The 23,365-nt window shown below is 58.6% G+C and carries 21 protein-coding genes; 5 read left to right on the top strand and 16 right to left on the bottom strand.

Annotated features, from left to right (window positions below; translation table 11 throughout):
• Window positions 1-8: 8 nt before the first annotated feature.
• The 3 genes from glpA to glpC are packed head-to-tail and all read left to right on the top strand — an operon-like array spanning window position 9 to window position 4,070.
• A complete protein-coding gene (glpA, locus tag ACG1VR_RS07000) occupies window positions 9-1,619 on the top strand; it encodes an anaerobic glycerol-3-phosphate dehydrogenase subunit A (RefSeq protein ID WP_395490544.1) in 1,611 nt (536 codons plus the stop codon).
• Window positions 1,616-2,881 carry a glycerol-3-phosphate dehydrogenase subunit GlpB gene (glpB, locus tag ACG1VR_RS06995; RefSeq protein ID WP_395490543.1) on the top strand — a complete coding sequence of 422 codons (1,266 nt, stop codon included), beginning with the start codon at window positions 1,616-1,618 and terminating at the stop codon, window positions 2,879-2,881. Before glpA ends, glpB begins: the two co-directional genes overlap by 4 nt.
• Complete coding sequence (gene glpC, locus ACG1VR_RS06990) at window positions 2,868-4,070, top strand: anaerobic glycerol-3-phosphate dehydrogenase subunit GlpC (RefSeq protein ID WP_395490542.1); 1,203 nt, start codon at window positions 2,868-2,870, stop codon at window positions 4,068-4,070. Before glpB ends, glpC begins: the two co-directional genes overlap by 14 nt.
• Before the next feature lie 3 nt (window positions 4,071-4,073).
• Here glpC and ACG1VR_RS06985 read toward each other — a convergent pair whose 3' ends face one another.
• Both ACG1VR_RS06985 and ACG1VR_RS06980 read right to left on the bottom strand, forming a co-directional pair.
• Window positions 4,074-5,270 (bottom strand): nicotinamide mononucleotide deamidase-related protein YfaY, encoded by a 1,197-nt coding sequence (locus tag ACG1VR_RS06985; protein ID WP_016537414.1) that lies wholly within the window; start codon window positions 5,268-5,270, stop codon window positions 4,074-4,076.
• A 93-nt stretch (window positions 5,271-5,363) separates the two neighbouring features.
• On the bottom strand, window positions 5,364-5,906 hold the full coding sequence (locus ACG1VR_RS06980; protein ID WP_016537415.1) for a YfaZ family outer membrane protein: 543 nt from the start codon (window positions 5,904-5,906) through the stop codon (window positions 5,364-5,366).
• A gap of 265 nt (window positions 5,907-6,171) precedes the next feature.
• On the opposite strand from ACG1VR_RS06980, the gene katA reads away from it, so the two are divergent.
• A complete protein-coding gene (gene katA, locus ACG1VR_RS06975; RefSeq protein ID WP_395490541.1) occupies window positions 6,172-7,620 on the top strand; it encodes a catalase KatA in 1,449 nt (482 codons plus the stop codon).
• A 13-nt stretch (window positions 7,621-7,633) separates the two neighbouring features.
• Here the strand turns inward: katA and menE are convergent, their stop codons facing one another.
• The 9 genes from menE to ACG1VR_RS06930 form a co-directional block, all read right to left on the bottom strand.
• Window positions 7,634-8,992, bottom strand: coding sequence for an o-succinylbenzoate--CoA ligase (gene menE / locus ACG1VR_RS06970; protein ID WP_395490540.1), 1,359 nt, complete (start codon window positions 8,990-8,992; stop codon window positions 7,634-7,636).
• Complete coding sequence (gene menC, locus ACG1VR_RS06965; protein WP_395490539.1) at window positions 8,989-9,954, bottom strand: o-succinylbenzoate synthase; 966 nt, start codon at window positions 9,952-9,954, stop codon at window positions 8,989-8,991. The genes menE and menC overlap by 4 nt, the downstream gene beginning before the upstream one ends.
• Complete coding sequence (menB, locus tag ACG1VR_RS06960) at window positions 9,954-10,811, bottom strand: 1,4-dihydroxy-2-naphthoyl-CoA synthase (RefSeq protein WP_016537419.1); 858 nt, start codon at window positions 10,809-10,811, stop codon at window positions 9,954-9,956. Before menB ends, menC begins: the two co-directional genes overlap by 1 nt.
• 9 nt (window positions 10,812-10,820) lie before the next feature.
• Window positions 10,821-11,594: a 2-succinyl-6-hydroxy-2,4-cyclohexadiene-1-carboxylate synthase gene (gene menH, locus ACG1VR_RS06955; RefSeq protein WP_395490538.1), complete on the bottom strand. Its 774-nt coding sequence runs from the start codon at window positions 11,592-11,594 to the stop codon at window positions 10,821-10,823.
• Entirely contained in the window at window positions 11,591-13,264 is a 1,674-nt protein-coding gene (menD, locus tag ACG1VR_RS06950) for a 2-succinyl-5-enolpyruvyl-6-hydroxy-3-cyclohexene-1-carboxylic-acid synthase (protein ID WP_395490537.1), read from the bottom strand. Before menD ends, menH begins: the two co-directional genes overlap by 4 nt.
• Window positions 13,265-13,346: 82 nt before the next feature.
• Window positions 13,347-14,648, bottom strand: a complete 1,302-nt coding sequence (menF, locus tag ACG1VR_RS06945; protein WP_395490536.1) for an isochorismate synthase MenF — start codon at window positions 14,646-14,648, stop codon at window positions 13,347-13,349.
• Window positions 14,649-14,773: 125 nt separating this feature from the next.
• The gene (gene elaB / locus ACG1VR_RS06940) at window positions 14,774-15,070 is read right to left on the bottom strand and encodes a stress response protein ElaB (RefSeq protein WP_016537423.1); all 297 of its coding nucleotides are present in this window, start codon (window positions 15,068-15,070) and stop codon (window positions 14,774-14,776) included.
• 69 nt (window positions 15,071-15,139) lie between these two features.
• A complete protein-coding gene (locus ACG1VR_RS06935; RefSeq protein WP_395490535.1) occupies window positions 15,140-15,589 on the bottom strand; it encodes a GNAT family N-acetyltransferase in 450 nt (149 codons plus the stop codon).
• A 37-nt stretch (window positions 15,590-15,626) separates the two neighbouring features.
• On the bottom strand, window positions 15,627-16,487 hold the full coding sequence (locus ACG1VR_RS06930) for an NmrA family NAD(P)-binding protein (protein ID WP_395490534.1): 861 nt from the start codon (window positions 16,485-16,487) through the stop codon (window positions 15,627-15,629).
• Window positions 16,488-16,597: 110 nt separating this feature from the next.
• Between ACG1VR_RS06930 and ACG1VR_RS06925 the strand changes: the two genes are divergently transcribed.
• A complete protein-coding gene (locus ACG1VR_RS06925; RefSeq protein WP_395490533.1) occupies window positions 16,598-17,500 on the top strand; it encodes a LysR family transcriptional regulator in 903 nt (300 codons plus the stop codon).
• A 54-nt stretch (window positions 17,501-17,554) separates the two neighbouring features.
• Here ACG1VR_RS06925 and nuoN read toward each other — a convergent pair whose 3' ends face one another.
• The 5 genes from nuoN to nuoJ all read right to left on the bottom strand — a co-directional run bounded on the left by nuoN (window position 17,555) and on the right by nuoJ (window position 23,365).
• The gene (gene nuoN / locus ACG1VR_RS06920) at window positions 17,555-19,012 is read right to left on the bottom strand and encodes an NADH-quinone oxidoreductase subunit NuoN (RefSeq protein ID WP_016537427.1); all 1,458 of its coding nucleotides are present in this window, start codon (window positions 19,010-19,012) and stop codon (window positions 17,555-17,557) included.
• A 7-nt stretch (window positions 19,013-19,019) separates the two neighbouring features.
• Window positions 19,020-20,549 carry an NADH-quinone oxidoreductase subunit M gene (gene nuoM, locus ACG1VR_RS06915; RefSeq protein WP_016537428.1) on the bottom strand — a complete coding sequence of 510 codons (1,530 nt, stop codon included), beginning with the start codon at window positions 20,547-20,549 and terminating at the stop codon, window positions 19,020-19,022.
• A gap of 121 nt (window positions 20,550-20,670) precedes the next feature.
• Window positions 20,671-22,512: an NADH-quinone oxidoreductase subunit L gene (nuoL, locus tag ACG1VR_RS06910; protein WP_395490532.1), complete on the bottom strand. Its 1,842-nt coding sequence runs from the start codon at window positions 22,510-22,512 to the stop codon at window positions 20,671-20,673.
• Window positions 22,509-22,811 (bottom strand): NADH-quinone oxidoreductase subunit NuoK, encoded by a 303-nt coding sequence (gene nuoK, locus ACG1VR_RS06905; RefSeq protein WP_008459783.1) that lies wholly within the window; start codon window positions 22,809-22,811, stop codon window positions 22,509-22,511. The genes nuoL and nuoK overlap by 4 nt, the downstream gene beginning before the upstream one ends.
• The gene (gene nuoJ / locus ACG1VR_RS06900; RefSeq protein WP_016537430.1) at window positions 22,808-23,365 is read right to left on the bottom strand and encodes an NADH-quinone oxidoreductase subunit J; all 558 of its coding nucleotides are present in this window, start codon (window positions 23,363-23,365) and stop codon (window positions 22,808-22,810) included. Before nuoJ ends, nuoK begins: the two co-directional genes overlap by 4 nt.

Genomic DNA, 23,365 nt, shown 5'->3' with positions numbered 1-23,365 from the left:
AGCGCCAGGTGAGCAGAGAAACGGACGTAATTATCATTGGCGGAGGGGCTACCGGAGCCGGAATAGCGCGCGACTGCGCCCGCCGCGGGCTTAGCGTGCTGCTGCTGGAACGCCACGACATTGCCACCGGCGCTACCGGGCGCAACCACGGCCTGCTGCACAGCGGCGCGCGCTATGCGGTGACCGACGGCGAGTCCGCTAAAGAGTGCATTGAGGAAAACCGCATCCTGCGCCGTATCGCCCGCCACTGCATTGAGCCCACCGACGGCCTGTTTATCACCCTTCCGGAAGATGATTTAGCTTTTCAGGGCGGGTTTATCGCCGCCTGCCGCCGGGCGGGAATCAATGCCGAAGCGCTGGAGGTAAAAGAGGCTCTGCGCCTCGAGCCGTCGGCTAATCCAGCGCTTATCGGCGCGGTACGCGTCCCGGACGGAACGGTCGATCCCTTCAGGCTCACCGCTGCCAACATGCTGGATGCCAGAGAGCATGGCGCAGAAGTGCTCACCGGCTGCGAAGTTACCGGCCTGATTCGCGAAGGGGCCAGAGTTTGCGGCGTCAAAGTCTTCAACCATTTGACCCGCCAGCCCGATGAATTGCGCGCCGCCATGGTGGTCAACGCCGCCGGGATTTGGGGGCAGCATATCGCCGAGTATGCCGATCTGAAGGTGAAAATGTTCCCGGCCAGGGGTGCGCTGCTGATCCTCGGGCATCGCATTAACAATATGGTCATCAACCGCTGCCGCAAGCCTGCGGATGCCGACATTCTGGTGCCGGGCGACACCATCTCGCTTATCGGCACCACCTCCACCCATATTGATTACGACCAAATCGACAATATGCGCGTGACCGCCGACGAAGTGGATATTCTGCTGCGCGAAGGAGAAAAACTGGCGCCGATCCTTGGGCAAACCCGCATTTTACGCGCCTATGCCGGCGTGCGTCCTCTCGTTGCCAGCGATGACGACCCAACGGGGCGCAGCGTCAGCCGCGGAATAGTGCTGCTCGACCATGCCGCACGCGACGGCATGGACGGGTTTATAACCATTACCGGCGGCAAACTGATGACCTATCGCCTGATGGCAGAGTGGGCTACCGACCTGGTTTGCCGTCGTCTCGGCAATACCGCACCCTGCACTACCGCCACGACTCCACTTCCCGGCTCCGAGCAGACCACGGAGCAAACGCTGGGCAAAGTCATTTCTCTTCCCCCAACCATTCGCGGCTCGGCGGTCTGGCGCCACGGCGACCGCGCAACCCGCATGCTGAATAACAGCCGGTTGAGCAACAGCCTGGTGTGCGAATGCGAGGCCGTCACCACTGGCGAGGTGCGCTACGCAATCGACGCTCTGGGGGTAAAAAGCCTGGGCGACCTGCGGCGCAGAACCCGCGTGGGCATGGGCACCTGTCAAGGTGAGCTGTGCGCCTGCCGTGCGGCCGGGCTTTTGCAGCGCTTTCAGCAGACCACGCCAGCCCAGTCGCTGGAACAGCTTTCCCATTTTCTTAACGAGCGCTGGAAAGGCGTGCGCCCCATAGCCTGGGGCAACGCCCTGCGAGAAAGCGAATTTACCGCCTGGGTTTACCAGGGGCTTTGCGGCCTGGATAACGGAGAACAAGGATGAAATTCGACACCATTATTATCGGCAGCGGGCTGGCGGGGCTGACCGCCGGAATACGGCTGGCAGAGAGCGGCCAGCGCTGCGCCATGATCAGCCGCGGGCAAAGCGCCCTGCATTTCTCCTCCGGCTCGCTGGACCTGCTCTCCACTCTGCCTGACGGCGGCCAGGTTGCTGGCCTGGAGACGGCATTAGATAGCCTTGCGCAGCAGGCTCCGCATCATCCTTATAGCCTGATGGGCAAAAAAACCGTGCTGGAACTTGCCGCAGAAAGCGAGCGGCTGCTGGCCAGAGCCGGGGTCGAACTTGAAGGTAGCTACCTGCAAAACCACCGGCGAATAACGCCGCTCGGCAAGCAGAGAGCCAGCTGGTTAAGCCCTCCTGAAGTTCCGCAGGCTCCGCTGCCGTGGCAAAAAGTGACGGTAATTAATATCGCGGGCTTTCTGGATTTTCAGGCCGAGCTGATTGCCGGTTCGCTGTCGGACTCGGGCTGCGCGGCGCACGTTGCCGAACTCACCCTGCCCGCGCTGGACGTCCTGCGTAATAACCCCAGCGAGTTCCGGGCGGTCAACATCGCTCGCCTGCTCGACCAGCCTCAGAACCGCCAGGCGCTGACGGAAGAGCTTAAAATGCTGCTGGGCAGCGGGGAAGCGATGATCCTGCCCGCCTGCATCGGTCTGGAAGGCGATACCGTCTCTTCCCTGCAAAAAGCCCTCGGCATCCCGATTAAACTGCTGCCAACGCTGCCGCCTTCGGTTCTCGGCATGCGTCTTCATGAGGCCCTGCGCCGCCGCTTTCAGTCGCTTGGCGGGCTGCTGATGCCGGGCGATGCCGTCACCGGCGCACGGCTCGAGCAGGGCTATATTCGTGCCCTGTTCACCAAAAACCATAGCGAAGTGCCGCTGCGTACCGACAACGTTATTCTCGCCAGCGGCAGCTTCTTTAGCGGCGGGCTACAGGCGGACAGAGAGCGTATCTTTGAGTCAATTTTCGGCCTGGATATCGACTCCCCGATGGCTCGAGCCGAATGGAGCAACGAAGACTTCTTTTCGCCGCAGCCCTGGCTGCAATTTGGGCTAAAAGTCGATGAACACTTTCACCCCTTCCACCAGGCCACACGGATGGAAAATTTGTACGCAATTGGTGCCGTACTCGGCGGCTTTGACCCCATCGCACAGGGATGTGGCGCAGGCGTTTCGCTGCTAACCGCCCTGAGTGCCGCCCGGCAAATTCTCGCTACCGCGGAGGAAAGCCATGAATCTGCTTGATGAAACCAGCTTTGAAAGCTGTATTAAGTGTACGGTCTGCACTACCGCCTGCCCGGTTAGCCGGGTTCGCCCGGAATATCCGGGGCCAAAACAGGCCGGGCCGGATGGCGAGCGGTTGCGTCTCAAAGATCCTTCTCTGTACGACGACGCGCTGAAATACTGCACCAACTGCAAACGCTGCGAAGTCGCCTGCCCTTCTGAAGTTAAAATCGGCGATATTATTCAGCGCGCGCGCGCCAAATATGGCGAACACAAACCTTCCCTGCGTGACGCCATTCTCAGCCATACCGATTTAATGGGCACGCTCTCCACGCCTTTCGCCCCGCTGGTTAACGCCACAACCGGCCTGAAGCCGGTGCGCAAGCTGCTGGATAAGGCGCTAAAAATTGATTCGCATCGGGAGCTGCCTAAATACTCTTTCGGCACTTTCCGCCAGTGGTATCGCGGCCAGGCGGCCCACCAGGCCAGCTTCGGGCAGCAGGTTGCCTTCTTCCACGGCTGCTTTGTTAACTACAACCACCCGCAGCTTGGTAAAGATTTGGTAAGCGTCTTCAACGCGATGGGCATCGGCGTACAGTTATTGAAAAAGGAAAAATGCTGCGGCGTACCGCTTATTGCCAACGGTTTTATTGATAAAGCGAAGAAACAGGCGACGGTAAATGCGGCTTCGCTACGCGAGGCGGTGGAACAGCGTGGTTTACCGGTCGTTGCCACGTCATCAACCTGTACTTTCACGCTGCGCGATGAGTATCCGCACTTACTGGGCGTGGATACCGGCCCAATCCGCAATCAAATCGAACTGGCAACGCGTTATATCTGGAAATTACTGGAGGAGAATAGCAGCAGGCTAATGCTAAAAAGCACGCCGCTGCGTATCGCTTATCACACGCCCTGCCATATGGAAAAAATGGGCTGGCCCCTTTATTCACTGGAGCTGCTGCGCCGTATTCCCGGCGTGGAGCTGGTGATTCTTGACTCGCAATGCTGCGGTATTGCCGGGACTTATGGTTTTAAAAAAGAGAACTACCCGGCCTCCCAGCTCATCGGCGCGCCGCTGTTTCAGCAAATAGAAGAGAGCGGCGTGGACCTGGTGGTAACCGACTGTGAAACCTGTAAATGGCAAATAGAGATGTCCACCAGTAAACGCTGCGAGCACCCGATAACCCTGCTGGCCCGGGCGCTCGCCTGACGCTTAGCGGCTAACGGACTCCACTACGTTAATCCAGCCATGATCGCTCTCAAGCGGCTGGCCGTTAAGCCAGCGGCGCAGTATGTTGAGGGCCATCATGGCGCAAACTTCCTGCCGGGTGGATAAAGCATGGCGGCTGACGCCAAACTTCACCCCAAGCCCGTATGCGCCGTGCGGCGTTGCGAGGGCAAAATTAATCTGCTGTGCCTCGGCTCCGGCGACGACCAGAGCGATATCAGCCTGTTTATGCAGGCGTTGCGCAATGCTGTACTCCAGCGCCGCATTTAGCGTATCTGCCTGAGCGGGCAGAACTTCGCTGGCCTGCAAAGCGGCCTGCTCGCGGGAAAGCTGCAGCGCCAGTAAGCCGCCGGTAAACTGCTCGCTCAGGGTAATCGTCAGATTTTTTTCAGCAAGCCGACGGGAAATTTGCGCCGCCAGCCCTTCAGTGCCTTCAAAAATCAGGCTTTCACCGGCAACGCGCCTCACCTCCGGCCACACCGCTTCCATTGCCGCACGCTGGCCGGCGGGGCCGGTGAGCTTGAGTTCAATAATAGGCATTGACGAGCGGTAGCCCATCACCACGCCTTCGGGCAGAACCAGCGGATCAAGGCTCTGCGCCAGTTCGCTTTCAGAACGCCCGAAAGTAGTCAGACGCAGGCAAACCGGCGGCTCCGGCAGCGTAAAGCGCTCACGCAGGCTCGGCATTATCTGCTGGTCTACCATAGCTTTAAATTCGGACGGCACGCCGGGGGTGAAATACATCACGCAGCGGTTCAGTTTCAGGGCAAAACCGCAGGCGGTGCCGACAGGATTATCGATCATCTCGCTTCCGGCCGGGATCTGCGCCTGTTTGCGGTTGCTGGGGGCCATCACCCGCCCGCGCTCGGCGAAGAATTGTTCCATATGGGCCAGCCATTCCTCATGTTCAACCAGCGCCACGCCCGCGGCAGTTGCCGCCGCCAGCGCGCTTAAATCATCGCTGGTGGGCCCGAGGCCGCCGTTAACAATCAGAATATCGGCTTCAAAACTGCGCTCTTTCAGCACCGAAACCAGGTCAGCAAGACTGTCGCCCACCGTGTTGCGGCGCGACATCGGTAAGCCCTGATTAAAGAAATAATCGGCAAGCCAGGCTGCGTTGGTGTCAATAATTTGCCCGTACAGCACTTCGTCGCCGGTTGACAGCATTTCTACTTTTAACATCTTCTACTCCGCGGCAGGGAAACGCCCCACTATAGCGCAGACTGCGGGGGCCGACAGGCACAAAAAACGCGGCTAAAAGCCGCGTTGGGGGAATTAGAAGCTGGCGCTCACGCCGACATACGGGCCGTCGGCAACCGTATCGGTGCGATCGCCGTCTTTGCCGCCAAGGCTGATGTAGCGGTAACCCGCCTGCACCGAGAACGGACGCATAAAGTTCCAGCTTGCGCCCGCGCTGGCTTCTTTATAATCCTTCACGCCGCTGGAGAGCGAGTCCGGGGAGTAGTAGTAATCGCCAAATACCGCGATATCGGGAGTGATTGGCCATCTCAGGCCGCCGCCGGCCGCAAGGGCATAGCCTTCTTCACGTTTTTTCGGGTTCAGGTAAACGCCTCTGCCGCCCACGGTCGCCATCATCGGCCCCAGCGGGATGTTGAAACCAAGGCCAAGCCCGACGGCGTCGCCGTTATCGTCGTTGTGCGCATAGTTGCCGGTTACCGCAATGCCGCTGCTTTCGGTGCCGAAACCCACGCCAATATTAGTGTATTCCTTGCCGACTTCGGCGCTGACGCCAATCGCGCTTGCACCAGCAGAGACCAGCAACAGACCCGCGCCGCCGGCTAAAAGTAATTTGTTCATTCCTTGGTTCCTGAAAATAGAGAAAGGGTAGCCCCTGAAAAACGCCAAATTGTAGCGCGACGCATTATCTATTCAACACGCCGGAAAATGCCAATAATTCCTTGATTGTAAGAAAATGAAAAGAACGGCTATCCCGTTACAAGATCAATGAACACCTGGCCCCGGTAGTGACAAAGTGTTTTAGCAATTTTAAAAGACGCATTTTAAAAGTGGTCTATATTTAAAGCTTTTTGTAACGACCGTATCCGGTCCCAAGGAGGCATTGATGAGCAAGAAAGGATTAACTACCGCCGCTGGCGCACCCGTTGCTGATAACAACAACGTTGCTACCGCAGGCCCGCGTGGCCCGATGCTGCTTCAGGATGTTTGGTTCCTTGAAAAACTGGCCCACTTTGACCGCGAAGTGATCCCAGAGCGCCGCATGCACGCCAAAGGATCCGGCGCCTTCGGCCATTTCACCGTGACCCACGACATCACCCGCTACACCCGGGCAAAGCTGTTCTCGGAAATTGGTAAAAAGACCGAGCTGTTCCTGCGTTTCTCGACCGTGGCCGGTGAGCGCGGTGCGGCAGACGCCGAGCGTGATATTCGTGGTTTTTCCATGAAGTTTTATACCGAAGAAGGCAACTGGGATCTGGTCGGCAACAATACGCCGGTGTTCTACCTGCGCGATCCTCTGAAATTCCCTGACCTGAACCATATTGTGAAGCGCGACCCGCGCACTAACCTGCGTAACCCGACTTATAAATGGGACTTCTTCTCGCATCTGCCGGAAGCGCTGCATCAGTTGACCATCGACTTCAGCGACCGCGGCCTGCCGCGCTCCTACCGCCATATCCACGGCTTTGGCAGCCATACCTTCAGCTTTATCAACAAAGACAACCAGCGCTTCTGGGTGAAATTCCATCTAAAATCCCAGCAGGGTATTGAAAACCTGATGGACGATGAAGCGGGAAAAATCATCGCGGAAGACAGGGAAAGCTCGCAGCGCGATCTCTATGAATCCATTGAGGCCGGTGACTTCCCACGCTGGACTCTATTCATTCAGATTATGCCGGAAGCCGAAGCGTCAAAAACGCCTTACAACCCGTTTGACCTGACCAAAGTTTGGCCGCACGGCGATTACCCTTTAATCGAGGTTGGCGTGCTGGAACTTAACCGCAATCCGGAAAACTATTTCTCCGACGTCGAGCAGGCAGCCATGTCGCCGGCCAACATCGTACCGGGCATTGGTTTCTCTCCTGACCGCATGTTGCAGGGCCGCCTGTTCTCCTACGGCGATGCTCACCGCTACCGCCTGGGCGTTAACCATCACCAGATCCCGGTTAACGCGCCGAAATGCCCGTTCCATAACTATCATCGCGACGGCGCGATGCGGGTGGACGGCAACAGTGGCAACGGCGCGACCTACGAGCCAAACAGCTTCAACGTTTTCCAGGAACAACCGGATTTCAGCGAGCCGCCGCTCAGCCTTGAAGGCGCGGCAGACCACTGGAATCATCGCGAAGACACCGACTACTTCAGCCAACCGCGCGCGCTGTACAACCTGCTGAGCGAGGAGGAGCATCAACGTATGTTCGCGCGTATTGCCGGTGAGATGAAGGACGTGCCGGAGAGTATTCAGACACGCCAGATTGCGCTGTTCAACCAGGTTCACCCTGAGTACGGCGCTGGCGTAGCGAATGCGCTGAAGGCATTGAAAACGAGTAAATAACCGGCCGCAGGGGTTACTCCCCTGCAACCCATTCTGTCAATTTGCGGCGGGAGATTTTTATCCCGCCCTGTTTCAGCTCCAGCGGCAGCGCAAGCCAGCGCACCGGCAGTTGAAAACGCGGCAGCTTACCGTCAAGCCATGCGGCAATATCATCGAAGGTTCCTTCTCCGGCCAGCTCAACCACCGCTACCGGCCTTTGGCCAAATTCGACATCATCAACCGGCACCACAAATACCTGCTGAACGGCTGCGTGACCGGCAATAACTCGCTCAACTTCTTCCGGCTGAATGCCTTCCCCGCCGCTGAAAAACAGGTTGTCGAGACGCCCCACAATGGCGAGCCGCCCATCAAGCAAGACGCCCCGATCGCGGGTGGCGAACCAGCCCTTATCGTTGACCAGCGGAACAAGCTCGCCGCTGCGCCAATAGCCGCTCGCCAGACTTTCTGCCCGCAGCCACACTTCCTCATCAACAATCTTTACTTCCCGCCCCGGCAAGGGTTCGCCGACATCCGGCTGGCCGTCGGCACGTTTAGCGCAAACCGTGGAGGCCAGCTCGGTTAAACCGTAGCCGCACCAGCAGCGAATACCGCGAGACTCCGCCTGCTGTGTTAACTCAACAGGAATAGCGGCTCCGCCCAACAACACCTCCCGCAAGTCCAGCGTGCCGGGCTGCTCCAGTAGCCGCCATAGCTGGGTCGGCACCAGTGAGGCATGGGTACAGCTTCGCAAGGCTTCCGCCAGAGGATGCGAAGGCCGCACCACCAGCTCTCCTCCGGCATACAGCCAGCGCCAGAATATGCCCTGCCCGGAGACGTGAAACATTGGAAGAGAAAGCAGCCAGCTGTCCCCGGCGCGATAATCCATCACCGCCAGCACGCCTGCGGCGCTGGCAAGATGAGCAGAGGCAGTATGAACAGCCGCTTTGGGTAAGCCGGTCGAGCCTGAAGTGAGCGTCATCGAAGCAAGCCGGGAAGGTTGCCACTCTTCGCCCCATGGCTGGGACTCGGCCAGCTTTAGCTCGGGCAGGCCCGGAACCGGCGGCTGGCCACTGTTTAAAGCTAAGCCGTAACTCAGCGTCAAACTCGGCAGTAATTGCCCGAGCAGAGCGTCTGGAAGCTGGGGATTAAGCGGCAGAATTCTGGCTCCGCATTGCAGCAAAGCCAGCCAGGCTAGCAGCGCCTGCGAACTATTTTTAGCCCTCAGCGCCACGCCATCTCCGGCCTTTAAGCCCTGCTGATGGAATCCACCGGCCAGGGCATCAACGCGGCTGCACAACGCCTGCCAGTTCAGCGCCTGGTCTTCAAGGCGCAGAGCGATTTGCACTCCCCTCTCCTGCGCCCAGTGCTGCCAGGGCCAGATGCCAAACTTCATCGTATGCGCTCGAGATGTTCTGCGTTCAGGCAGGGAAGCGGGCTGCCCGGCCAGCGGCGCTCAAGCTGGGCCTGCATCAGCGACAGCGTATCAAGCCCCGGAATGGCGTCCGGCGTGAGCCAGGCGGCAATACGTGCAAGCTGGGTCAGACCCAGGCTCGACTCAATGGAAGAACTGATCACCACTTTCTGCCCAAGCCGATGCGCGGCGGCCACCTGCCGGCGAACCTTCTCCAGGCTGCCGGTCAGCGTCGGCTTGATGACTACGGCCACCACGCCAGGTTCAGCGGCGAAAATAAAATCGTCCTCGCGCAGGCTCTCGTCCCAGGCGATAGCAATCCCCGTTTCCCGGCTAAATTCCCGTGACTGATCGCGCGTTTTGCACGGCTCTTCGATAAATTCGATGCGCGAGCGATGAGCCGGGTTAACGTATTTGGCAAACTGCTGCGCTTTCAGCGGCGTCCAGCTGCGGTTGGCGTCAAGGCGCAGCTGAAGGTCAGGAACGGCCTCCAGCAGCAGGTTAACCACCATGCCGTCTCGTACCGCTTCGTACAGCCCAACCTTCACCTTCGCTACTTTTTCGCCGGGCATATCCGCCAGGGCGATAATCAGTTCGTCCGGATCGCCGGTGCATAACGGGGCCGCGCGATAATTGGCGGCCTGCGGCAGCTCGCCTTTCAGCTCCGCAAGGGCGCAGCTCAGGCCAAACGCAACGGACGCCAGCCCAGGCAATGCAACATCGCCCCCGGCAAGCCAGTGCTCAAGCCAGCCCTGCGCCTGCTCCTGCGCTTCAGGCAGGGCTTCGCGACTGAAGCCCGGCAGCGGAGAAATTTCTCCCCAGCCGATAGCATCGCCTTGCGTCAGCCGCACCACCAGCCCCTCACGCTGCTTCAGGCGCTGGTCGCGCAGCACTACGCCAGCCTCCATCGGAATTTGAAAGCGCCACAGCGCCGCGCTACGCATTACGGATTCCGTTTGAATTTACTGAAGTCCGGCTGGCGCTTCTGGTTAAACGCGTTGCGGCCTTCCTGCCCTTCCTCGGTCATATAGAACAGCATGGTGGCGTTGCCCGCCAGCTCCTGCAGCCCCGCCTGGCCGTCGCAGTCGGCGTTGAGCGCCGCTTTCAGGCAGCGCAGCGCCATCGGGCTGTTTTGCAGCATTTCGCGGCACCAGCGCACGGTCTCTTTTTCCAGCTCGGCAACCGGCACCACGGTGTTTACCAGGCCCATATCCAGCGCTTCTTTCGCGTCGTACTGGCGGCACAGGAACCAGATCTCACGAGCCTTTTTCTGGCCTACGATGCGCGCCATATAGGATGCGCCCCAGCCGCCGTCAAAGGAGCCGACTTTTGGGCCAGTCTGCCCGAACACGGCGTTCTCAGCGGCGATAGTCAGGTCACACATCATATGCAGAACGTGGCCGCCGCCGATGGAGAACCCGGCAACCATCGCCACGACAGGTTTAGGGCAGGTACGGATCTGGCGCTGGAAGTCCAGAACGTTGAGGTGATGAACGCCGCTTGCATCCTGATAGCCGCCGTAGTCGCCGCGTACTTTCTGGTCGCCGCCCGCGCAGAAGGCTTTTTCCCCTTCGCCGGTCAGGATGATGGTGCCGATATTGTCGTCATAGCGGGCATCTGCCAGAGCATCAATCATCTCTTTAACCGTCAGCGGGCGAAACGCATTGCGGACTTCCGGGCGATTAATGGTGATTTTGGCAATGCCGTCGGCGGATTTATGGTAGCGAATATCGGTGTAGCCTTCGGAGCAGTCCTGCCATTCAATCGGGGCGTAAAGCATTTGTTCATCAGGATAAATCATGAGAGATCCTTACAGGTCATAGTGACGAAAGAGGGTTAACAGGGCGGAGCTAAACGCGGCAGGCGCGTCGCGGTGAGCGTTGTGCCCGACGCCAGGAATTAGCGTGACCGGGCATGCCAGCTCTTTGGAAACGGCGCGAAATTTTTCGTCCCGTTCTCCGCACAGATAATGGAAAGGCGCAGCGAGCTGGCTAAGCGGCTCGCGTAAATCAGGCTGGCGGGCAAGCGATGTGGCTTCAAGCATCTGCGCCAGAGAGCGTGAATCGTTCTGGCTACGCAGCGCCACCAGATGTTTGCGCTGTTGAGCATTAAGGGAGCGAAACACCAGCTGCCGATACCAGTCGTTGAGCACGGCGGGCAAATCCTCGTCATGCAGCCGAGCCGCCCAGCGGGCGTCGCCGAGCGCTCTGGCTTCCCGCTCATTTTCGCTTTGCAGGCCCGGATGGCTGCCTTCAACCACCAGCCCGCGCAGTCCGTGAGACTCAGGCTGGCAGGCGTGATACATCGCCATGCGGCCGCCGAGGGAGTAACCCACCAGCCAGTAATTAAGTATGTTGTAACTATTTAACGTGGCCCGCAGCCGGTTATCCACGTCCGCAAAGTCCTTCGCCTTTATGCCCGCCGAGCCGCCGTGGCCGGGTAAATCCACCAGCAATTGAGGCCAGTCGCTAAAATGCGGGCTAATCTCCAGCCATTCCTGATGGCTGCCGAGAAAGCCGTGTAGCCAGACAATCCACGGTTTATTCGGCTTATCTGCTGAACACGTTACGGCATGAAGGGTCATGCCTGACTGACCTGGGCCAGAAGGTGCTGTAGCGTTTGCGCCCCTTCGGTTTCCGGCACGGTGATTTCAACTATCGTGGCGCCGGGGCGCAGCCAGGCTCGCTTAATCGCCTCTTCCAGCGCCTGCCAGCTCGCAGGGTTTTGATACCCGAGTTCAAACATGGCGGCGGCGTGGGAGAAATTGACGTTCTGCGGCATGCAGTAAAAGCGCTCGCGCTCTTCGGCAGGCGTGGGCAGCAGTGAGAAAATCTGGCCGCCGTTGTTATTTACCACCAGCAGCACAAACGGGGCGGACGCGTGGCGAAGCAGCGCCAGGGCGTTGAGGTCGTAGAGCGCGGAAATATCCCCAACGATAGCAAGCGTGGAACGCGCCGTTGCCCGCTGCACGCCCGCTGCGGTAGACAGCAGGCCGTCAATACCGCTCGCGCCACGGTTGCTGTAAACCGGGTAGCCTTCCGGCAATTGTGCGAAGGCGTCAATCAGCCGGACAATTAAGCTATTGCCCACAAACAGTTGGCCGCCTTCCGGCAGCAGCTTAGGTAAACGCTGGGCGACCTGGGCCTCGCCAAAGTTCGCCGTACCGGCCTCCACTTTCTCCAGCGTCCGCCAGGCAAGCGAGGTAAGCTCGTCGGCCCACGGGACGCGTTTTTCCGCCGGGTGTTTGTCCAGCCAGGATGTTATGTCGGCAGTCAGCCGGCGGCCACGGTGGTTTGCCGGGTCGAGGCGGCCGGGTAATTTATCCACCAGCCAGTACTCCTCCGGCCGGCAGGAAGACTGCCATTGCAGCACCCGTTTTCCGGTCAGGCTGCTGCCAAACTGAATAACGATTTGCGCCTGTTGCAGGCAGGTCACGGCCTGGCTGTTGCTGAGCCAGAGGTCGGCGCACGGCAGCGGCTGCCCGGTTTGCGACAACACATCGCCAATCAGCGGCCAGCCAAGCATTTGCGCCCAGGCCGCCACCTGCTCACCTTCGCTGGCGGAAAGCCGTCCGGCAACCACTACGCCGCGCTTTTGTCGCCAGAAGAACCAGTCGCGCTGCTTAAGCACGTCATGACTGCCGGTCACTTCCCGCAGCCAGGGCTTGTCGCCTTCCCACCAGCCTTCAAGCTCGCCCTGCCAGTCCAGGCCGGTATCGTCGGGCGCGCCGTAAAGCGGCTCGGCAAACGGGCAGTTAATATGCAACGCGCCGCCTCTCAACTGACCAACAGCGCTATCAACGGCGGAGACAACCCAGCTGGCGGGGATGTCGTGCGTTGGGCGCGGAAGGTTCAGGGAGTTGGAGGGATGAGAGCTAAACAGGCCCGGCTGGCGGATAGCCTGATTTGCGCCGCAGTCGATAAGCTCCGGCGGACGGTCGGCCGTCAGCAAAATAAGTTTTTCGCCGGTTAGCCCGGCCTCAATGACGGCGGGATAAAGATTGGCGACGGCGGTGCCGGACGTCACGATAATAGCAACCGGTTCGCCGCTGGCTTTGGCAAGCCCGAGCGCCAGATGCCCAAGGCCGCGCTCGTCGAAATGGGTGTGGCAAATAAAACTACGGTTTTCCGCCGCGCTCAGGGTCAGGGGCGTGGAGCGAGAGCCGGGTGCAATGCAGACGTGGCGCACGCCGTGCCGGGTCAATGCTTCGAGGATAACGCCCGCCCAGCGGCGGTTAAATGAGCTTATCGACATAATATTGTCCGCAGTCAATTTCGACCATTGATTATAAATACCGTAGAAAAAGTTAAATTGATTTGCGTCGTGAATAGCTTATTCAGTTGCCGCCGTCGATAAGCAATGTTTTCAGCCCGGCCGCTTTATTTTCAATCTCTTGCCACTCTTCTGAAGCGACTGAGCCGGCAACAATTCCCGCTCCGGCATAAAGCCTTACCGCACTCCCGCTGACGCGTGCGGAGCGTAAAGCAACGCAAAACTCCGTCTGGTGGCGAGACAAATAACCCGCCGACCCGGCATACCATTCACGTTCAAAAGGTTCATGGGCGGCGATAAACGCCCGCGCCAGTTCGCGCGGCAGCCCCGCCACTGCGGCGGTTGGCTGTAGCTGTTTCAGGCAAAGCGCGTCATCCTGGCGCTTAAGCAGCGTCCAGATGCAACGCCGCAGATGCTGCACTTTTCGCAGCCTCATCACCTGAGGCGGCAGCACGTCGAGCGCGCCGACGGCGCCCTGAAGCCGCTGGCAGATATCTTCCACAACCAGCATGTTTTCACGCTGATTTTTGTCGTCTTTCAATAGCCACTGCCCGAGCTTTTCGGCCTGCCTGTCGTCCGGGTGGTTAGCAACGGTGCCCGCCAGCGCTTCGGTACGCAGCGCATCATCGATACGCCGCCACAGCCGCTCCGGGCTTGAACCCAGGAAAGCATTTTGCGGGTCGAACGCCATTAAGAAATGATAGCAGTTGAGGTTAACCCGGCGGCTGGCGGCCATAAATCCGGCGGCTGAAACAGGGGACGAAAAGGCCAGGTCCGTTGCCCGCGCCAGCACCACTTTATCCAGCTTGCCCTGGCTAATAGCGCCGGTAGCAAGGTCGATAAGCCGGTGCCACTCCGGCTGCTCTGGCAGATGGGTTGCGCCGAGGCACTTCAGGTTTAACTGAGGCAGCGGTTTGGCGGGGAGCAGTTGCTCAATAAAAGCCGCAGCGGCCTGAGCATCCTGCTTTAGCGAGGTTTCGCTGTACAGATGGAGCCAGAGATGCGCCTCGCCGCCCACGCGCCGCCATTCCAGACGAGAGAGGAACAGGAACCCCTGAGCCGGATCGAAAGCGTTAAGCCCCCAGACGCGCAGGAAAGGCTGCCCGGGGTGAGATTGCAGGAAACTCTGCGCCTGCTCCAGGGCGGAAAACTGGAGCAAGGCTCCCAGGGCCGCAACTTCTTCGTTACCGTTACGCTGCTGCCAGTAAAACTGAGGAAAGAGCGGCTGGGCGGTTAACCACGCCAGCGGGTCGGAGGCATCGCTGAGGGTGACCGCAACACACAGGCGCTGCAGGCCCGGCTCGTCGGCAAATTCTCCTGCTAATTCCTGCTGCATCTGCTGCAGTGCTACGGCTACTGAATTCACGACTACCTCACCCTTGCGTAAAAACCCCTGATTATACGTGGTCGTTGCCGCAAAAAAAAATCCTACCCTGGGGGTAAGATCTTTATTTGCTGCGCCCGTCATTCACGGCGGGCGCCAGGCTAACGCTAACGACGCAGAAGTAGCCCTACGACCAGCCCAATGGCCGCACCGGCACCAATGCCTCTCCAGGGATTTTCGTGCACATAATCATCGGCACGGTAAACCGCTTTTTTGGCGCGATAGTAATAGTTATCGGAAGCATTGCTGATACGTTCTTTCACTTCGTGCAGCGCCTGTTCCGCTTTGGCCTTCAGCTCAATATATTTTTGGTCGGCCGGGTCGCCGGATGAACGCAGCACTTCTTCCAGGGTTTCGCTCAGCAGCGCCAGGTCATCATCAAGACGAGATTCATACGGTTGCATACCTGTTCTCCGTGTTAAAAAAATTTCTCGTCCGCTAACTATAGACAACCGGGGCTGATTTCGCCTGCGTTAGCCGTTGGCCATGCCGATATGCGGGATGCCGTCTTCGTCGTACACATCCGTTACCGGCTTAAAACCGAAGCGGGCATAAAACGCCTGCAAATGTGCCTGCGCGCCGAGGTAGATGGGTTTGCCTGGCCACTGGCGCTCGCAGGCGGCAAGGGACTGTTCCATAAGCTGATTACCAAGCCTTTCTCCGCGAACGGAGGCGTCCACGATGACGCGCCCAATAACAACCGGTTCCAGGTCATTCTCACTCTTCAATATTCGGGCATAGGCGACAAGTTTACCCTCCTTCCAGCCAAGGATATGGCGGTTCTCGCCCACCAGATCTTCACCGTCAATGTCGAGATACGGGCAATTTTGCTCAACAACAAATACCGCGCAACGCAGCGCCAGCAGAGAATAGAGAGCGGCGACGCTCAGTTCAGAATGGTGTAAATCCTGCCATTTCAGCATTGAAAATTCCTTATAATTCAAGCGTCGCCGACCGGGTTTAGCGGTGACGCTGCATTAAGTGTTTTAGCACGGTTTCCAGCGGAGTGGCACCCCTGAGCGTCTCGCCTTCGAAGTCAATCCATCCCTCGTTAAAACCATCAAGCATTTGCATGCGTGGCAGAGGATTTTTCATCCCCTGGGCGAGGAAATCCGCCTCCCAGTTTTCACGCGGAACCGCCTTCACCGTGACCGGGCGACCAAGTACCTGAGAGAACGCCTGCGCCGCCAGCTGTGGACTATAGCGCTGCGGGCCCTCCAGTTCGATGACCCGGGTCCCGGTTTGCGGCTGGGTTAACAGCTGCGCGGCAAGAGCGCCAATATCAGCGGTTGCAACCATAGGAATGGCGCGTTCCAGCGGCTGGAGATGGCTGTAAATAACGCCGGTCTCCTTCGCGCTATTAATATCCCACAAATAGTTTTCCATAAACCAGCCCGCCCGCAGAAACACGGTTGAATCGCAGATATCCGCAAGCTCCTTCTCCATCAGCCCCAAAGCATTGAGCAGGTTTGGCCGGGTAGCCTGAGCGCCTATCGTCGAGAGGCAGACAACGTGCTGCGGGCGGCTGGCCAGCAGCGCCTGCTTAATTGCGGCAATATTGGCGCGCGGCTCGGCCATATCTCCGGCAGGGTCAAAGACCGGCGGCAGCAAAATAAATACCGCCTCAGCGCCGCGGAATGCCTTAGTCAGCCCTTCGGCATCGTTCATTGCCGCAAGCGCCAGCTCGGCCCCCTGCTCAACCCAGGGCTGCCCTTTGGGTTCATTGCGCACCACGGCGCGAACGTCATGCCCGGCGGCTATCAGCGTTTTAGCCAGCGCGCCGCCAACCTGCCCGGTAATACCAGTAATTGCGAACATCATGCTTCTCCATTGTCAGATTTCACCTTGCGGCGTGGGGAGCATTATGTTGAAACGGCTAAGGTGCATCGATAACATCATAGACAATTCACTGATGACTCCGGGGCACCAATATGATTTTTAACGATCGCACTTTTGATGGCCTGGCGGTCTTCACCGCTGTGGTGGAAAGCGGCACTTTTGCCGCCGCGGCCGAGGTCATCAATATGTCTCCGCCGGGCGTCAGCCGCGCGATTGCAAGGCTTGAAAAAAGGCTCGGCATCCGCCTGTTCGACCGCACCACGCGGGCGGTTTCGCTCACCGTCGAAGGCAAGGAGTTTTACCGCCAGGTGCTGCCGCTTCTGGCGGCGCTGGAAGACGTCACCAGCGGCGCGTCATTATCCAGTAAAGCGGTCGTGGGCAGGCTCAGGGTCAATATCGATCCTTTCTTTTCCAGCCTGGTGTTTGGCCCGCAAATTGAAAGCTTTATGTCACGCTACCCCGAGCTTGAGCTGGATCTGGTCACCCGCGACAGGCTGGGCGATATGGTTTCCGACGGCTTTGACCTGGCGGTCAGGTTCGGCGTCCCTCGCAACAGCAGCCTGGTAGCCAGAAAGCTGCTGGAAACGCGCATCATGACCGTGGCAACGCCAGCCTATCTTGAGCGTTTTGGTCGCCCCACAACCCCCGAGGCGCTGATGGAACACACCTGTATCCATTTTCGCGATCCGGAAACGGGCAGGCCGTTTGAGTGGGAGTTTCACCGTAAAGGTCAGGTAGTCAAAGTGCCGGTCAACGGGAGGCTGACCCTGAACGATGCCCGCACCCTGCACGAAGCGTGCCTCAGCGGCCACGGCATCGCGCAGATGATGACATTTGGCTCGGAGGACCTGGTGAAAAAAGGCTTACTGGTTGATTTATTCCCGGACTGGCCCGACGAACGCTTTCCGCTCTACGCTTACTACCCTTCCCGTATCAATCCGGCGGCCAGAACGCGCTGTTTCCTCGATTTTATCCTCGGGCTGGCCAAAGCCTGAGCCCATAAAAAAACCGCCAACAAGTGGCGGTTTTGAACGGTTTCGTAAACCCGATTACATCAGAGGCTGCGCTAACTGCACCAGGCTGATAAGCGGCTGCGGGTAAACACCCAGCAGCAGAACCAGCAGAGCAGAGATAAGCACAACTACGCCGCCCGCGGTCAGCGCCCAGTTGGATGGGGTATCGCGGTTAAGCTGCTGAGGCGCGCTCAGGTACAGGCTCACGGTGACACGCAGGTAGTAGTAGAGGCCGATGGCGCTACCCAGCACCACGGCGCCGGTCAGCCACCACAGATGCGCCTGAACGCCTACTGCAATGATGTAGAACTTACCGATAAAGCCGAGGGTCATCGGGATACCGGCCAGGGAGAGCATCATCACGGTCATCACCGCAGACAGCACCGGCTTGTGCCAGAACAGACCGCGGTAGGAGAACAGTGAATCGGCATCCGGGCCACGGTACGGGCTGGACATCAGGCTAACCACGCCGAAAGCACCCAGGCTGCTGAACAGGTAAGCGGCCAGATAAACGCCTACCGCTTCCATCGACATATTGCCGGTTTGCAGCGCAATCAGCGCCACCAGCAGGTAGCCGAGGTGAGCGATGGAGGAATAGCCCAGCAGACGCTTGATGTTGGACTGGTTCAGCGCCATCAGGTTACCGAAGAGGATGGAGGCGAAGGCGATAATGCCCAGCACCACACGAACCGCTTCGCTGTTGCCCACCGGCGCGTAGAGGAACAGACGCATCACCACGCCAAAAATGGCAATCTTGCTGGCGGTTGCCAGGAAGGTGGAAACCGGAGCAGGTGCGCCCTGGTATACGTCCGGCGTCCACAGGTGGAACGGCACCAGAGAAAGCTTGAAGCCAAGGCCGACGATCATCAGGCCCAGACCCGCCAGCAGCAGAGGCTCGTGCAGCATGTTGTCCGCCAGGCTCTTACCGAGGCTGACAAAGGACAGGCTGCCGGACTCGGCGTAAACCAGCGCCATACCGAACAGCAGGAAGGACGAAGCCGCCGCCGACAGGATGGTGTACTTGATGCTCGCTTCCAGAGAACGCTTCTGGCGGAAGGCATAGCCCACCAGGCCGAACAGCGGGAGAGAGATAAGTTCAATGCCGAGGAACAGCGCCGCCAGATGGTTAGCGTTAGCCAGCAGAATGCCGCCGAGGGAGGCAATCAGCACCAGCAGGTAGAACTCTTCGCGGTTGTCAGTATAGCCCTGTAACCACGGGTAAGCGAAAGTACAGGTTGCCAGGCTAGCCAGCAGCACCAGCCCGGTATAGAGCATGGCGTAGCCGTCAACGCGCATCAGCGGAGTCACGTCCATCGCCCCGGCCTGCCCCACAAACCAGAGTGAGATAAGCGCGGCGTTAAGGCCGATAACCGATAGCGTAGCATTCAGGAAATGATCGCGGCGCCACGCAATGGAGAGCATCACAACCACCACCGTCAATCCGACGATCAACAGCGGTAGCAGCGCGATCAAGTGTTGAGGAGTTAAAGTCATGAGCGAATTACGGCCTTGTAGTAGAAAGTGAACTGGTAAACCACTGCTGAATATTACTCATCGCAGAATGAGAGGTATCCAGAATCGGCTGCGGGTAGAAGCCCAGCAGAACTAACAGCACCACCAGCAACAGAATGATAAAGAACTCGCGCATCGACATGCCCGGCAGTTGCTTATCGCTGATTTCACTTTTCGCTTTACCAAAGTACGCGCGGTGCAGCATTGCCAGCGAGTAAACCGAAGCAAACACCAGGCCGAAGGTAGAAATCACGGTAATGACCGGCACAACGTGGAAGCTGCCGAACAGGATCATAAATTCGCCGACAAAGTTACCGGTGCCCGGCATCCCGAGGGTTGCCACCGCAAAGAACATCGACAGCGCAGGCAGCCATTTAATTTTGTTCCACAGGCCGCCCATCATACGCATATCGCGGGTATGCAGACGCTCGTACAGCTGGCCGCAGATGATGAACATACCGGCAGCGGACAGGCCGTGCGCAATCATCTGAATCACCGCGCCCTGGTAGGCCAGCTGGTTGCCGGTGTAGATAGCAATCAGTACAAAGCCCATATGGGAAACGGAGGTGTAGGCAATCAAACGTTTGATATCGGTCTGAGCAAACGCCATCCATGCGCCGTAGAAGATACCGATGACGCCCAGCCACATGGCGATTGGCGCGAACTCGGCAGAAGCTTCCGGGAACAGCGGCAGCGAGAAGCGCAGCAGGCCGTAAGCAGCGGTTTTCAGCAAGATACCGGCAAGGTCAACGGAACCCGCGGTTGGTGCCTGAGAGTGCGCGTCCGGGAGCCAGCCGTGCAGCGGAACCACCGGCATTTTTACCGCGAAGGCGATAAAGAAGCCCAGCATCAGCAGCCATTGCACGCCGTGGGACATCGGCGTTTTCAGCAGCAGCTCATAGTTGAAGGTCCACACGCCGGTAGCGTTGTAGTGCACAAACACCAGGCCGAGAATGGCAATCAGCATCACCAGGCCACTCGCCTGGGTATAGATGAAGAACTTCGTTGCCGCGGTAATACGCGTCTTCCCGTCGGAGGCTTTGTGGCCCCACAGCGCAATCAGGAAGTACATCGGCACCAGCATCATTTCCCAGAAGAAGAAGAACAGGAACATGTCGATGGCAAGGAACACGCCGATGACGCCGCCGAGGATCCACATCAGGTTGAGGTGGAAGAAGCCCTGATACTTTTCAATTTCATTCCAGGAACAGAGCACCGCCAGCACGCCAAGCAGGCCGGTCAGCACCACCATCAGCAGCGACAGACCGTCGAGCGCGAGGTGGATTTCAATGCCAAAACGCGGGATCCACGGCAGAACAAACTCAGACTGCCACTGCGGCAAACCTGCCGACTGAATCAGAGAGTAGCCGCCCTGCAGCCAAAGTTGCAGCGAGAGCGCCAGTGTCAGCCCCATGGTTATTAGCGCTATCCAGCGAGGCACTTTCACGCCAAAGCGTTCGGTCTGCCAGCAGAAGAAGCCGCCGATAAAGGGGATTAGTATTAGCCAGGGTAATAGCATGGCGTTTGTGTCCCTAAGTCAAAATAATTCTTAAACATCGCTCACTTCCCGGTGCCGGGTGACGGGTTTAGCCCTCACTCCGGCCCTCCCCCGTAAGGGAGAGGGGGACGAAGAAATCCTGTTAACGCAGAACCAGCAGCAGGCCAAGTACCACAACGGCCCCGATGCTCATTGACGCAACATACCAGCGCAGGTAACCGTTCTCGCTTACCAGCAGGCCGCGGCCTGCGAAGCGGGAAAGAATTGCCGGAATGTTCATCAGCGCGTTCAGCGGGTCACGACGCAGCAGCCAGGTAATGCCGAGGAACGGCTTGACGAATACTTTGTCGTACAGCCAGTCGAAGCCCCATGCATGGAACCACCAGGTGCCGAAGAAGCGGCCCGGCGCGCTATTAGCGATGGAGGTAACAAGCGTGCGTTTACCCAGCCACAGGAAGGCGGCAATCAGGATACCGGCGATAGCCACTACGCCCGAGATGATTTCCAGGGTCAGCACGCTGCCGTGGGCAAGCTCCGTCGTTTCCGGCAGTACGCCGCGCAGCGGTGGAACAATCATAGCGCCAACGAAGGTTGACAGCACCAGCAGCACAATCAGCGGCAGGTGGTGAGTAATGCCTTTGCCCGCGTGAGCGTGGATTTTCTCTTCGCCGTGGAAGACGATGAAAATCATGCGGAAGGTATACAGCGAGGTCATGAATGCCCCGACCAGGCCCGCAACCATCAGGTTGAGGTGGCCGTTCGCCATTGCACCGGCAAGAATTTCGTCCTTACTGAAGAAGCCTGCGGTGATCAGCGGCAGAGCAGACAGCGCCGCACCGCCCACCAGGAAGCAGACATACACCAGCGGGATAGACTTGCGCAGCCCGCCCATCTTGAAGATGTTTTGCTCGTGGTGACACGCCAGGATAACTGAACCGGAAGAGAGGAACAGCAATGCTTTAAAGAACGCATGGGTCATCAGGTGGAAAATTGCCGCATCCCACGCCTGAACGCCCAGCGCCAGGAACATGTAGCCAATCTGGCTCATGGTGGAGTAAGCCAGCACGCGTTTGATGTCGGTCTGAACCAGCGCGGCAAAGCCTGCCAGCACCAGAGTGACCGCACCAATAATGCCGACCAGATGCAGAATTTCCGGGGTCATCAGGAACAGACCGTGGGTACGGGCTATCAGATAGACACCTGCGGTAACCATGGTAGCCGCGTGGATAAGCGCAGAAACCGGCGTCGGGCCAGCCATCGCGTCGGCAAGCCAGGTCTGCAACGGCAGCTGAGCGGATTTACCCACCGCACCGCCTAACAGCATCAGGGTTGCCCAGGTCAGCATCTGGTTACCGGCAGCAAAGTGCTGCGGCGCCAGCTCAACCATTTCGCGGAAGTTCAGCGTGCCCAGCTCGTTGTAGAGAATGAACAGGCCGAAGGCCAGGAACACGTCGCCTACGCGAGTCACCACGAACGCTTTCATTGCCGCAGCGTTGTTCTTCGGATCGGTGTAATAGAAGCCGATCAGCAGGTAAGAACAGAGACCCACGCCTTCCCAGCCGAGGTACATCAGCAGCAGGTTATCGGCAAGAACCAGAACCACCATGCTGGCGATGAACAGGTTGGTGTAGGCGAAGAAGCGGGAGTAACCCTCTTCACCGCGCATATACCAGGAAGCGAACATGTGGATCAGGAAGCCAACGCCGGTGACCACGGAAAGCATGGTCAGGGAGAGGCCGTCCAGCACCAGATTGAAGCCGATATTGAAATCACCGACCGACATCCAGGTCCACAGCGGCTGGGTAAACGCCTGCTGGCCGTTGCTGAAGAAATCAACACCGGCAATTGCGGTCACTACCGCGGCCAGACCAACAGATCCCATCCCGACGGTAGCGGACAGGTTTTCTGACCAGCGCCCGCGGGAAAATGCCAACAGTACAAAGCCAATAAATGGCAGAACAATGGTTAACCAGAGAAGGTTCATCCACGCATCTCACTTACTGAATCGATATTCAGATTCTGGCGACGACGATGGAGCTGCAGTAACAGCGCGAGGCCAATACTGGCTTCGGCGGCAGCTAAGCTAATCGCGAGTATATACATCACCTGACCGTCAGCCTGGCCCCAGTAGCTACCGGCGACCACGAAGGCCAGCGCGGCGGCGTTGATCATCACTTCCAGGCTTATCAGCATAAACAGCAGGTTGCGACGGATAACCAAACCGGTCAGTCCCAGCACGAACAGAATGGCGGCGAGGATCAGTCCATGTTGCAGCGGGATCATACGTTCTCCTCCGTTTTTCTTCTCACGGCCATGTCGGACTGGCGGTTGCTCAGCACTTCACCGGCACGATCTTCACGCCCCAGATGGAACGCGACCACCAGGCCCGCCAGCAGCAGCATGGAGGCCAGCTCCACCGCAAGCACGTAAGGCCCGAACAGCGCGATACCGACCTGTTTAGCATCGATGGACGTGCCATCAATGCCCTGGTCGTTCACGGTACGGATAGCGTAAATCAGCACGACCAGCAGCACCGCAGAAAGGACGCCAGGCCCAATCCACAGCTGCGGCTTCAGCCACTCACGTTCCTGCTGCTGCACCGCGTTGCCGAGGTTAAGCATCATCACCACGAAGACAAACAGCACCATGATGGCCCCGGCGTAAACGATAATCTCCAGCGCACCGGCGAAATAGGCCCCCAGGGAGAAGAATACCCCGGAGATAGCCAGCAGAGAGATAATCAAATACAGCAGCGCGTGCACCGGATTGGTGTGCGTGATCGTCCGCAAGGTAGTCAGGACGGCCACAATGGCGCAGATATAAAAAGCGAATTCCAT

The organism is Cedecea davisae, from assembly GCF_044095835.1.
Taxonomy (GTDB): Bacteria; Pseudomonadota; Gammaproteobacteria; order Enterobacterales; family Enterobacteriaceae; genus Cedecea; species Cedecea davisae.
The sequence above is the reverse complement of the archived record's forward strand: the minus strand, read 5'-3'. Positions and strand labels throughout refer to the sequence as shown.

Excerpts from the sequence above, each read along its gene's own strand:
- nuoN (WP_016537427.1), bottom strand. The coding sequence starts at position 19,012 with ATGACTTTAACTCCTCAACACTTGATCGCGCTGCTACCGCTGTTGATC.
- nuoJ (WP_016537430.1), bottom strand. The coding sequence starts at position 23,365 with ATGGAATTCGCTTTTTATATCTGCGCCATTGTGGCCGTCCTGACTACC.
- elaB (WP_016537423.1), bottom strand. The coding sequence starts at position 15,070 with ATGCAACCGTATGAATCTCGTCTTGATGATGACCTGGCGCTGCTGAGC.
- nuoK (WP_008459783.1), bottom strand. The coding sequence starts at position 22,811 with ATGATCCCGCTGCAACATGGACTGATCCTCGCCGCCATTCTGTTCGTG.
- ACG1VR_RS06925 (WP_395490533.1), top strand. The coding sequence starts at position 16,598 with ATGATTTTTAACGATCGCACTTTTGATGGCCTGGCGGTCTTCACCGCT.
- ACG1VR_RS06980 (WP_016537415.1), bottom strand. The coding sequence starts at position 5,906 with ATGAACAAATTACTTTTAGCCGGCGGCGCGGGTCTGTTGCTGGTCTCT.
- katA (WP_395490541.1), top strand. The coding sequence starts at position 6,172 with ATGAGCAAGAAAGGATTAACTACCGCCGCTGGCGCACCCGTTGCTGAT.
- nuoM (WP_016537428.1), bottom strand. The coding sequence starts at position 20,549 with ATGCTATTACCCTGGCTAATACTAATCCCCTTTATCGGCGGCTTCTTC.
- glpC (WP_395490542.1), top strand. The coding sequence starts at position 2,868 with ATGAATCTGCTTGATGAAACCAGCTTTGAAAGCTGTATTAAGTGTACG.
- ACG1VR_RS06935 (WP_395490535.1), bottom strand. The coding sequence starts at position 15,589 with ATGCTGAAATGGCAGGATTTACACCATTCTGAACTGAGCGTCGCCGCT.
- ACG1VR_RS06930 (WP_395490534.1), bottom strand. The coding sequence starts at position 16,487 with ATGATGTTCGCAATTACTGGTATTACCGGGCAGGTTGGCGGCGCGCTG.
- menH (WP_395490538.1), bottom strand. The coding sequence starts at position 11,594 with ATGACCCTTCATGCCGTAACGTGTTCAGCAGATAAGCCGAATAAACCG.
- ACG1VR_RS06985 (WP_016537414.1), bottom strand. The coding sequence starts at position 5,270 with ATGTTAAAAGTAGAAATGCTGTCAACCGGCGACGAAGTGCTGTACGGG.
- menC (WP_395490539.1), bottom strand. The coding sequence starts at position 9,954 with ATGCGTAGCGCGGCGCTGTGGCGCTTTCAAATTCCGATGGAGGCTGGC.
- menB (WP_016537419.1), bottom strand. The coding sequence starts at position 10,811 with ATGATTTATCCTGATGAACAAATGCTTTACGCCCCGATTGAATGGCAG.
- menE (WP_395490540.1), bottom strand. The coding sequence starts at position 8,992 with ATGAAGTTTGGCATCTGGCCCTGGCAGCACTGGGCGCAGGAGAGGGGA.
- menD (WP_395490537.1), bottom strand. The coding sequence starts at position 13,264 with ATGTCGATAAGCTCATTTAACCGCCGCTGGGCGGGCGTTATCCTCGAA.
- glpB (WP_395490543.1), top strand. The coding sequence starts at position 1,616 with ATGAAATTCGACACCATTATTATCGGCAGCGGGCTGGCGGGGCTGACC.
- nuoL (WP_395490532.1), bottom strand. The coding sequence starts at position 22,512 with ATGAACCTTCTCTGGTTAACCATTGTTCTGCCATTTATTGGCTTTGTA.